This is a genomic window from Kitasatospora sp. NPDC018619 (genome assembly GCF_044391605.1).
Taxonomy (GTDB): domain Bacteria; phylum Actinomycetota; class Actinomycetes; order Streptomycetales; family Streptomycetaceae; genus Kitasatospora.
In genome coordinates, this window is sequence record NZ_JBISAI010000008.1 from 327,090 (window position 1) to 337,303 (window position 10,214).

General features: G+C 72.6%; 10 protein-coding genes and 1 pseudogene. 5 read left to right on the forward strand and 6 right to left on the reverse strand.

The window, feature by feature from the left end:
• Positions 1 to 1,020: an LLM class flavin-dependent oxidoreductase gene (locus ACH5AR_RS15695; protein ID WP_396301930.1), complete on the forward strand. Its 1,020-nt coding sequence runs from the start codon at positions 1 to 3 to the stop codon at positions 1,018 to 1,020.
• Positions 1,021 to 1,217: 197 nt separating this feature from the next.
• On the opposite strand, the pseudogene ACH5AR_RS15700 reads toward ACH5AR_RS15695, so the two are convergent.
• Together ACH5AR_RS15700 and ACH5AR_RS15705 are read right to left on the reverse strand one after the other, a co-directional pair.
• Positions 1,218 to 1,304 (reverse strand): annotated as a pseudogene (locus ACH5AR_RS15700) (IS5/IS1182 family transposase); the annotation flags it as partial.
• Between the two features lie 123 nt (positions 1,305 to 1,427).
• Positions 1,428 to 1,970, reverse strand: a complete 543-nt coding sequence (locus tag ACH5AR_RS15705; RefSeq protein ID WP_396301931.1) for a MarR family winged helix-turn-helix transcriptional regulator — start codon at positions 1,968 to 1,970, stop codon at positions 1,428 to 1,430.
• A gap of 239 nt (positions 1,971 to 2,209) precedes the next feature.
• Between ACH5AR_RS15705 and ACH5AR_RS15710 the strand changes: the two genes are divergently transcribed.
• The 3 genes from ACH5AR_RS15710 (at position 2,210) to ACH5AR_RS15720 (ending at position 5,315) form a co-directional block, all read left to right on the forward strand.
• A complete protein-coding gene (locus ACH5AR_RS15710; protein WP_396301932.1) occupies positions 2,210 to 3,691 on the forward strand; it encodes an MFS transporter in 1,482 nt (493 codons plus the stop codon).
• 94 nt (positions 3,692 to 3,785) lie between these two features.
• Positions 3,786 to 4,556, forward strand: a complete 771-nt coding sequence (locus ACH5AR_RS15715; RefSeq protein WP_396301933.1) for a transposase family protein — start codon at positions 3,786 to 3,788, stop codon at positions 4,554 to 4,556.
• A gap of 135 nt (positions 4,557 to 4,691) precedes the next feature.
• On the forward strand, positions 4,692 to 5,315 hold the full coding sequence (locus tag ACH5AR_RS15720; protein ID WP_396301934.1) for a hypothetical protein: 624 nt from the start codon (positions 4,692 to 4,694) through the stop codon (positions 5,313 to 5,315).
• Positions 5,316 to 5,336: 21 nt separating this feature from the next.
• Here the strand turns inward: ACH5AR_RS15720 and ACH5AR_RS15725 are convergent, their stop codons facing one another.
• The 4 genes from ACH5AR_RS15725 to ACH5AR_RS15740 all read right to left on the reverse strand — a co-directional run bounded on the left by ACH5AR_RS15725 (position 5,337) and on the right by ACH5AR_RS15740 (position 7,909).
• Positions 5,337 to 5,690, reverse strand: coding sequence for a transposase (locus tag ACH5AR_RS15725; RefSeq protein ID WP_396301935.1), 354 nt, complete (start codon positions 5,688 to 5,690; stop codon positions 5,337 to 5,339).
• Between the two features lie 302 nt (positions 5,691 to 5,992).
• Positions 5,993 to 6,625 carry a DUF305 domain-containing protein gene (locus tag ACH5AR_RS15730; protein WP_396301974.1) on the reverse strand — a complete coding sequence of 211 codons (633 nt, stop codon included), beginning with the start codon at positions 6,623 to 6,625 and terminating at the stop codon, positions 5,993 to 5,995.
• A gap of 53 nt (positions 6,626 to 6,678) precedes the next feature.
• Positions 6,679 to 7,341 (reverse strand): DUF3105 domain-containing protein, encoded by a 663-nt coding sequence (locus ACH5AR_RS15735; protein ID WP_396301936.1) that lies wholly within the window; start codon positions 7,339 to 7,341, stop codon positions 6,679 to 6,681.
• Positions 7,342 to 7,441: 100 nt separating this feature from the next.
• Complete coding sequence (locus tag ACH5AR_RS15740; RefSeq protein ID WP_396301937.1) at positions 7,442 to 7,909, reverse strand: hypothetical protein; 468 nt, start codon at positions 7,907 to 7,909, stop codon at positions 7,442 to 7,444.
• Between the two features lie 387 nt (positions 7,910 to 8,296).
• Here ACH5AR_RS15740 and ACH5AR_RS15745 point away from each other — a divergent pair, with 387 nt between their 5' ends.
• Entirely contained in the window at positions 8,297 to 9,895 is a 1,599-nt protein-coding gene (locus tag ACH5AR_RS15745; protein WP_396301938.1) for a hypothetical protein, read from the forward strand.
• Positions 9,896 to 10,214: the final 319 nt, after the last annotated feature.

Sequence of the window (10,214 nt, forward strand, 5' to 3'; positions counted from 1 at the left end):
ATGACGAAGAATCTGGGGTTCCTCTCCTTCGGCCACTACCAGCCCCGCCGCCACCTGTCCGCAGCCGACGCGCTGACGCAGGGGATCGAGATCGCGGTCGGCGCGGAAGAACTCGGCTTCGACGGCGCCTGGATGCGCGTGCACCACTATCAGCACCAGTTCGCCAGCCCCTGGTCCTTCCTGGGAGCCTTGGCCGCGAGAACTCGGCGAATCGAGCTCGGCACTGCCGTGATCGACATGCGTTACGAGAACCCACTCATCATGGCCGAGCTCTCCGCCGCAGCCGACCTCATCAGCGGCGGACGTCTCCAGCTCGGCATCAGCCGAGGATCACAGGAACCCGCACTGCGCGGATGGGAGAGCTTCGGCTTCCATCCGTCCGCCGACAGCAACGCCGCAGACATGGCACGCGAGCACACCGAGCGCTTCCGCGCCGCCATCGCCGGGACCCCGATGGCGATCAGCGACCCCGCCGAGGCCGGCGTGCAGGTGCCGTTGCCGATCCAACCGCAGTCGGAGACCCTTCCGCAGCGCATCTGGTGGGGATCGGCCACGCGACAGAGCGCCCAGTGGGCCGGTGAACAGGGCATGCACCTGCTCAGCAGTACCTTGCTCTCCGAGGACACGGGTGTTCCGTTCTCGGAGCTCCAGGCCGAACAGGTCAGGGTCTTCCGCGCCGCCTGGGATCGCGCGGGCCATCGAGGTGCACCCCGCGTCGCCGTCGTGCGCAGCATCCTGCCGATCGTCTCCGACCGTGACCGATCCTTGTTCGGCCCCGCGGCGCTCCAAGCACGAGAAGACGTCGGCGTCCTTGGAGGTGCCGTCTCCCGTTTCGGGAAGAGCTTCATCGGAGAGCCGGATGCCATCATCAGGGAGATTCAGCAGGATCACGCAGTGAGGGAGGCGGACTCCCTGCTCGTCACGATCCCCAACACGCTCGGCGTGGAGGAGAACCTGCGCATCCTCGGCAATATCGCAGAGCACCTCGCTCCGACCATCCACTCCCTGAGAGCGGGTTGACTCAAGGGAGCCAGGCAAGCCAACGGAGGGGGCGGCGACCCGAATCCGTTCGGGACGCCGCCCCCTCCGCATCTCTGTCCACCTGTCGTGTCGCCGTGCGGAACCGGCGAGGTGAGACGCCGGCTTCGCGGCCAAACGCCGTGCTGAATGCTCCCTCGGAGGGCATTCGATCCAGGCGAACTGCCCTTTCCGTTCCAGTAGGTCCCTCGCCGGGTCGATGTTGTCCCGTCCGTTATGCGCTTGGCGAGGTTGTCGAGCGAGGCGACGTGGATCACTGTCTCGGAGCCGGCGGGATACGAGCACCTGCCCCGCGGTTCGGGGTCTCGGGTGTACTGGGCGATGACCGCGGTGACACTGCGCCGGCTGACCGCGGCGGCCCTGCCGGCCCGGCGCCCATGCCACCCCCTTCAGTCGGCCGCCGGGCCCTGTCCGGGCGCGCCTGCGGCCGCCTCCTCGGGCGCGGTGCCCGGCTGGGCGAGGGCGCGGGCGAGCCGTTCCAGGGCGGGCAGCGCATCGACGACCGCCGCCTGGTCGGCCGGTTCGAGGGTGCCGAGCGCGGCGGCGATCCGGCGTTCGTGGGCGTGCTGCCAGTCGTCCAGCTGTCGCCGCCCGGCCGGGGTGAGGGCGATCCGGGCGGTGCGGCGGTCGCCCGGGTCGGCCTGGCGGTCCACGAAGCCGGCATCGAGCAGCTTCCCGACCAGCCCGCTGACGGTGTTGGGTGCGAGCCGCTGCCGGGCGGCCAGCTCGCCGACCCGCAGCGGGGCGGCGGCCAGCGTCTGGAGGAGTTCGACCTGCGCCATCGGCAGGGACTCCCACGGGTAGTCGGTGCGGATGCTGCTGCGCAGCGCACGGCGCAGGCGGGTGACGGTGTCGGTCAGCCGCCGGGCGTGTTCGACCGCCGGGTCGGGGCTTCCGGTGGCGGGGTCGGGAACGTGTGGTGACGACGGCATGGCGGACAGCGTATCTCCTGGTACGGGGCGGTCCGGCGGCTGGTGCGGGCCTCGGGAGCCGCCGTGTTGCGGCTCTGTTGCGGGCCGTGCGGCCGGGCCTCCCGGCGGCTGCCCGGCGGCTGCCCGGTGGCCCGGTGGGGCCCCCGCGGCGGCCCCCGCGGCCGGTCTTCCGGGGCGCATCCTGTCGTAGAGCGAGCTGCTCGTAGAAAGAACATATCTGTATCCGATATATTCGTGTCATGAACGCCACTGTCCTTGCCTCGCGGCTGCTCACCGAGCGGCCCCGGCCGAGCGGCATAGCCGGCTGGCGTCACGCCCACTGGCTCGCCGTCGGCACGGTCTGCCTCGGAGCCTTCCTCGGCCAGCTCGACGCCAGCGTCATCGCCCTGGTCTTCCCCGCCCTCGGCCGCCACTTCGACGCGGGCTTCGCCGCCGTCGAGTGGGTCGCCCTCGCCTACCTGCTGGTCCTGGTCGCCCTGCTGGCCCCGATCGGCCGGCTGTCCGACCTGGTCGGCCGCAAGACGATGTACATCGGCGGCTTCGCGGTCTTCGGCCTCTCCTCGCTGGGCGCCGGATTCGCCGGCAGCCTCTGGGTCCTGGTCGGCTGCCGCGCCGTCCAGGCGGTCGGCGCGGCGATGATGCAGGCCAACAGCGTCGCCCTGGTCGCCCGGGGCGTCCCCCGCCACGCGATGCGCCGCGCCCTCGGCATCCAGGCTTCCGCCCAGGGCCTCGGCCTGGCCCTCGGGCCCATCCTCGGCGGCACGCTGGTCGAGCACGCCTCGTGGCGCTGGGTGTTCTGGGTGAACGTGCCGGTCGCGGTGTTCGGCATCCTGGCCGGCTGGTACCTGCTGCCCCGCACCCGGACCGCCGACGCCCCGCCCGGTGCCCCGGCCCCCGACGCAGCCACCGCCCTGCCCGCCCCCCGACGGCGCCCGGCGGCCACCGGTCGGAGCGGCTCGCGCTCGGACGCCCGCTTCGACCTGCCCGGCCTGCTGCTGCTCACCGGGGCGACCACCACGCTGCTGCTCGCCCTGTCCACCGCCTCCGGGCTGCCCCTGCCGGGCTGGGCGGTGGCCGCTCTGCTGCTCGCCTCCGCCGTCCTGGCGCTGGCCCTGGCGCACCAGGAGCGCCGGGCCGCCCGGCCGATCCTGGCCCCCGGCCTGGTCAACACCCCGGGCGTGCGCACCGGCCTGGTGGTCGCGCTGATCGGCTACCTGCTGCTGTTCTGCCCGCTGGTGCTGGGCCCGGTGCTGCTCACCGGCGCGGGCGTCTCGACGGCCCACGCGGGCCTGGTGGTCACCCTGCTGCCCGCCGCGTTCGCCTTCGCCGCGACGGTCGGCGGCGGACTGCTGCCCCGGGGCTGGTCGGACGTGGCCAGGTGCCGCTTCGGCGCGCTCCTCACGGCCGGCGGACTGCTGCTCTGCGCCCTGCTGCCGGCCTCGGACGCGGTGGCGCTCCCGCTGCTCGTCGCCGGTTACGGGCTGGGCCTGCTGCTGCCCGCCAACAACGCCCTGGTGATGCGGGCGATACCGGCGCAGTGCTCGGCGGTCGGCGGTGGCATGGTCAACATGGCCCGCAGCCTCGGCACGGCGCTCGGCATGGCGCTGTCCGTCCTCGGTGTCCACCTGGCGGGCGCGGAGTCCGGTGGGCGGACGGTGCTCCTCCTGCTCGCCGCCGTCGCCGCATCGGCCGCACCCCTCACCCGCCCCACCCGCGCCTGAGGCCCGGGCCCGTGGGGCCTGAGGCCGCGGGGGCCCGAGGCCGCGGAGTCCTAAAGCTTGTTGCAGAAGGTCTGGTGCGGGGCATTTCTCCAGTATGGGTGGGGTGCTTCGGGCTGTGCCGGTCTGGGTGGAGACGTTCACGGGGCTGCGGATGCGGCAGTTCGAGGGTCTGGTGCGGGTGGTGCGTGAGCGGGGCGGCAATGGTCCGGGCGGCGGCAGGCCGTGGTGCCTGCCGCTGCCCGACCGGGTCCTGCTGGTCGCCGTGTACTGCAGGACCAACCTCACGATGCGCCAGCTCGCCCCGCTGTTCGGGGTCTCGACCGCGACGGTGTGCCGCATCGTCCGGCGTCTCGGCCCGCTCCTGGCGCTGGAGGCCGCTCCACGCCCGGTGCCGGGCGTGGAGCGGCTGTGGATCGTGGACGGCACTCTCGTTCCGGTGCGGGACCGCGGCGTCGGGGCGTCGAGCCGTAACCACCGGTTCTCGGCGAACGTGCAGGTCGTCATCGACGCGGACACCCGTCCCGTGGTCGCCACCGCCCGCCCCGTGCCGGGCAGCAAAGCCGACGCCCACGCCTGGCGGGCCTCCCACCTGCCCGCCACCTGTGCGGGCACCACCGTGCTCGCGGACGGCGCCTACCCCAACACCGGCCTGGTCGTCCCCCACCGCCGACGAGCCGGCCGCCCCCTCCTACGGGCCCAGGAGGAGGACAACGCCGAACACCGCCGGGTGCGCGCCCGCGTCGAGCACACCTTCGCCCGGATGAAGAACTACAGGATCCTCCGCGACTGCCGACAGAAAGGCGACGGCCTGCACCACGCGGTGCAGGCCGTCGCCCACATGCACAACCTCGCCCAAACCGCCTGAACCGACAGGTCAAAGCACACATTGACCTGCCCCCACCCGGACTTCTGCAACAAGCTTTAGGGTCCGTTCCAGAAGTCGATCAAGGGCACGTAAGCTCGCCCGCGTGGGCAGTCGTGAGTGCGGTGGGGGCGCGGGATGAGCTGGAAAGACAGGTGGCGTCGGAGCGAGGGCGCGTCAGTCGAGCCCCCATCGGCGAGATGGCCTTCCAACTGGAGCGAACTCGCACCTGACGAGCGCATCGGGGTCGTCGTTGCGGCGATTGCCGACGGCACCACCGCCCGACCGGACCAGCTGATCGGACTGACGGACGACGGGATCCTCCAGGTCGAAGACGACCAACGCACACCGATAGCGGGTGCATATCGGACGTTCCTGGCGCAGATCGGTGGTGGCGCCGGGCGGTTCATGCAGGGAACCGACGTGTACTACCCACGCATTCTGGGGCTGAGGACGGCGGCGCGAGAACTCCTGGAGGAGCGCGGATCCACGTTCGAGTTCGGGGAGTCCGATCGGGTCTTCTCCATGCATCAGGGCTACCAGTTCGACTTCTTGCGTGGGTCTGGGGCCGACCCAGAGGTGTGGTCCTACAGCGAAGGCGAGAACGACGACCTTCCAGTGCTGAACTTCGCGCACTTCACCGACTGGCTTCGGGCCGTGGCCGAGGAGGAGATCCCGGTCTGGGCTCGCCTCGCGGCCTCTCGGCCCCGCAATCTGACGTATTTCCGGATCCATGCCGACGGGAGTCGGACCGAGCAGTGACAGCTCTCGAAGGTCGCAGTGTCACAGCCACTCGTTGATCGTCGCGATGGTCACGGTTGCCTCATAGCGGACGGCGAGCTTGTCGTACCGGGTCGCCACCGCTCGGTGGCGTTTGAGGCGGTTGATGCCGCACTCCACAGCATGGCGTGCGCGGTAGTCGATCCTGTCGAACTTCGGTGGCCTGCCGCCATGGGCACCGCGCTTCTTGCGGTTGCGGATCTGGTCGACCTTCTCAGGAATCGTGCAGCGGATTCCCCGACGGCGCAGGTAGGCGCGGTTCGCGCGCGAGCCGTACGCCCTGTCGGCATGGACCTTGTCCGATCGGTTACGCGGCCTCCCTCGACCAAGACGCGGCATGCTTACCCGGCCCAGCACGGTCTGGAACCGGGGCCAGTCGCCGCGTGGCCGGAAGTGACGACGAGGGAGAGGGGCTTCTGCTCCTGCTCGACCGCGAGGCGCAACTTGGTGGTCAGGCCGCCTCGGGATCGCCCGAGGCCGTGATCAGCGGGTTCGAGGTGCGGCGGCGGCCCCGGCGGCCGGAGTCATGCGGGGTTCTCCAGGAGGGGCGGGGAGGACGGCGGACGGCCGGGGCGCGGCGGGGACGGTACGGGACCGTCCCCGCCGGCGCCCCGGCCGCCCGGGGAACGCACGGATCTGCGCAGCACGCGCCCGGCGCCTCAGGAGGCGGGCACGCCGGGCTCGGCGCCGCGCTCCTTCAGCATGTCGGTCATCAGCTGGAGCTCGGAGGTCTGGGCGACCACCATCGACTCCGCGAGCCGCTTCTCCGCGTCGTTCCGGGCCTTGTCGACATAGCCCTGGGCCATCTCGACGCCGCCCTTGTGGTGCTCGATCATCAGCTGGAGGTAGTACACCTCGGCGTCCCGCCCGCTGAGCGTGCGCAGCTTCGCGATCTGGGTGTTGGTGGCCATGCCGGGCATCAGCGAACCGTCGTGGGCCTGGTAGTCGTGGCCCATCTTCATCCACGCCATCGGTGTGGCGGTCGAGTGCTGGGACAGCCCCCACTGGTCCAGCCAGCCCATCATCATCCCGCGCTGGTTGGCCTGGGTGTTGATGATGTCGAAGGCCAGGGTGCGGGTCGGCTCGTCGGCGGTGCGGTCCCGCACGACGAACGACAGGTCCACCGCCTGCTGGTGGTGGGTCGCCATGTCGCGGGCGAAGCCGGCCTCGGGGGAGTCGTCGGCCGGGACGGACATCTTGGCCGAGCCGGACGCCGAGGTCCCGCTCGCCACCAGGGCCGGCACGCCGAGCGCCAGCGCCACGGCGGCGGCCAGCGCGGCCGGCCACCACATCCGGCGGCGGCGCGGGGCCCCGCCCTCCTCGACGGCGGGGCCCGCGTCGGCGGTCACATCTGCCCCATGGTGCAGGAGGCGCCGGGCTCCTGGGTCTGCTTGCCCTGGACGTACTTGGTGAAGAACTGCTCCACCCGCGGGTCGCTGGCGCTGTCCACGACCAGCTGGGTGCTCCAGGCGTTCAGGGTGATGGTGCCCTGCTCGTCCGGGTACGGGCTCATCATCGAGTACGGGGTCTTCTTGACCTTGTCGGAGAGGATCTTGATGTCGTCCGGGGTGGCCTTGCCGTTGTACGTCACCCAGACCGCGCCGTGCTCCAGCGAGTGGACGGCGCGCTCGTTCTCCAGCGGCTGGTCGTAGACGTGCGCCATGCAGTCCGCCCAGATCGCGTTGTGGTCGCCGCCGACCGGCGGGGTCATCGGGTAGGTGACCTTGTCCTTGACGTGGGTGCGGCTCAGCTCGCCGAAGGTCTTCACGCCCGGGATGTCCGCGTTGGCGGCGGTCTCCTGGTCCTTCTTCTTCTGGTTCTGGTCCATGACGATCCAGGTGCCGGTGGCGATCGCGCCGATCACCAGCACGCCGGCCGCCACCGAGGCGACGATCTTGTTGCGGCGGTCGCGGCGCTGCTCGGCGGCGCGCAGTTCGGCGATCCGGGCGCGGCGGTCGTTGCCGTCCTGCTTGCCGGGCTTGTTGGTCTGCTTGGAAGGGGAACCCATGGTGGTCGTCCTTGTCCCCGCCGCACCGGTCGGCGACGGCGGTCAGCTGGAGTGGAGGAAGGGCGCTTCCGCCGGCGGGAGGGCCGGCGGCGGGTTCCACTCAGGACCGGTGGACCTGGAGTTCGTGCAGGTCGGGGACCGGGTGCGCGCCGTCCAGCAGACCGGCGGGCACCACCCGGGGCTGCGCCTCGGGCGCGGCCGGGGCCAGCGGTGACACGGCGGGCTGCGGCTGCGGCGGCGGGTTCGGCAGCTGGGCGTCCTGCGGGCAGTACGGGTGGCTGGTGCAGCCGTTGTTGCGCGGCGGCTGGCCGTCGGCGGTGCAGAGGATCCAGTGCCCCTGCTCCTCCGCCGCCCGGTGCTGCTCCGAGGGCTGCGTGGACTTGGTGACCTTCGCGGCGCGGCCGGTGTAGGAGGTGTGGCCGGTGGCGACCTGGACGCTGACCACGCTGACGACCGTGACGGCACTGGCCGGGGCCGGGGGCGACGCCGGGAGCCCGGAGCCGTCCACCGCCTTCGCCTGGCCCGCGCACGGCAGCAGCGTCAGCAGCGCGACGAGCAGCAGGACCAACAGCCCACCCGCCGGGCGGCCCGCGGATGCGGCCCTCCCCGGTCGGGGCGAACTGGGGGCCGACGCGGTCATGCGCACATTTAATCAGCCGAACGAGTGATGCGATGCCCCCCATCGGCCCTCATTTTCGGCGCTCCGCACGCCCGGATGACCAGGAAACGCCCTGCTCCGGACACATCCGGCAAGCGCGGACGGAACGGAAGCGGACGAGCGGACGACGCCCCGGAACCGGCCCGGCGAACCGGCAGGTGAGCGCGGTGGCCGGGACTTTCCGGTGGGTGACCGGTTGTCGCCGAAACCCGGACAGGGTCCTCGCAGGTGGAGAACAATGTCGTCAGCCCGGCCCGCCGGGGGCGGCGCGACCACGGAACGACCAGGAGCCGCCAGATGAGCAAGCAGGGTGCACCCGCACAGCCGCACCGGCCGGACGACGACTGGTGGGACACCGTCTACGACGGCCCGGCGGGCACCCTTCCGGACACCCCGCACGCCGATCCGGGGGACGGCAGCGTGGACGACTGGTTCGACACGGCGGTCGGGCTCATCGGGCAGCAGCGGTCGGCGGAGCCGGAGCCGGAGCCGGAACCAAAACCGGAGGCGGAACCGGGGCCCGACGGCTCGCAGGAGCCGGACCGCCGGGACAGCATCGACGACTGGTTCGACACCGCGGTCGACGTGATCGGCGGAACACCGGGGATCGGGCGCCAGCGGACCTCCCCGGAGACCCACCGGTTCCCGGCCCCGGCCTTCGCCGACGATGCACCGAAGGCCGTACCCGAACCGGAGCCGGAGCCGGAGCCCGAGCCCGACCCCGAGCCGGTCTCACTGGAGAAGCCCGCCCCCGAGCCGGGTCCGGAGCCCGAACCCGAACCTGCACCCGAAGCCGAAGCCGAAGCCGAAGCCGAAGCCGAGCCTGACCCCGTTCCCGAGCCCGAACCCCGCCCCGAGCCGGAACCCGTCCACACCCCGGAGCCCGACCCCGAGCCCGTCGCCCAGGCCGCGGCCGCTCCCGACCCCCGCCTGGCCGTCCGTGCACCGCTCGCCGACGGCGGCGCCGCCGTCCCCCACGTCGGCGAACGCCCCCCGACCTACGGCCCCGAGCCCACCGCCGTGCCCGAGGCGGACCCGGGCGCCCTGCGCACGCTCGTACCGGACACGGTGCTGGACGGCGCCCAGTACGGGTCGACGGTGCTGCGTGCAGCCTCCGTCCGCGGCGACTCGGCGCGCTACCGGGGCGAGCCGCGCCGTGACACCCTGCTGGTCACCCGGTTCGGGGAGGGAGCCGACGGCCTGCTGCTCGCCGTCCTCGGCAGCTTCGACCGTACGGGCGGCGGCGAGGCGGAGGCGGCTTCCCCCGAGCCGGTCCCCCCGGAGGCGGTCGCGGCTGCCACCCGGGAGGCGTGCCACCAGTTGGCCGCCGCGATCGGGCGCAGCCGGGCCGGCCTGGCCGCGGACCTGCGCGACGGCGCCCGCGACCGGCTCCGCTACGGCCTCCAGCGGCTGGCGACCAGTGCCGCCGCCCCGCTGCGAGCCCTGGCGTCCCGGGTGGAGGGCGAGGAGGAGACCCCTTCTCCGGCGTCGCTGCACTGCCTACTGGTGTCGCTGGACCCGCAGGCCGGCTACCGCGCGGCCTTCGGCGTCGGCCCGGGCGGGCTCTACCTGCTGCGCTCGGGGCACTGGATCGACGCCTACGCGGCCCGTCTGCTGCACCATCCGGACGGCCAGCCGCCGGCCCCCGAGGCCCCGGTGCCGGGCCCGCGCCCGTTCCGCTTCCGGCTCGTCCCCGCGACGCCCGGCGACATCCTGCTGCTCTGCACCCCGGGCCTCGCCCGCCCGATCGCCGACGAGCCGGCCGTCGCCCACTTCCTCTCCACCCACTGGGTCCACCCCCACCCGCCGGGCACCGTCGACTTCCTCCGCCAGGTCCAGGTGCGGGCCAGGGGCTACGCCGACGATCGCACTGCCGCAGCCGTCTGGACGGAGTGACCCGGGGCTGCGCTTGCGTGGGAAGTCGGCGGGTTCGACTTCTCGCGTGCGGGGCTGTGGGTCGTGGGGTGTGTGGGTGAGTGCGCTGCCGCAGGCGTCTGGACGGAGTGACCTGGGGCTGTCCGTGCGTGGGAAGTCGGCGGGTTCGACTTCTCGCGTGCGCCCCTGTGGGCGGTGGGGTGCGTGGGTGAGTGCACTGCGGCCCGGGGTCGTCCTTGCACGGGAAGTCGGCGGGTCCCACTTCCTACGCGCGGAGTGGCGGGCCAGGGGCTATGCCGACGATCGCGCTGCCGCAGGCGTCTGGACGGAGTGACCTGGG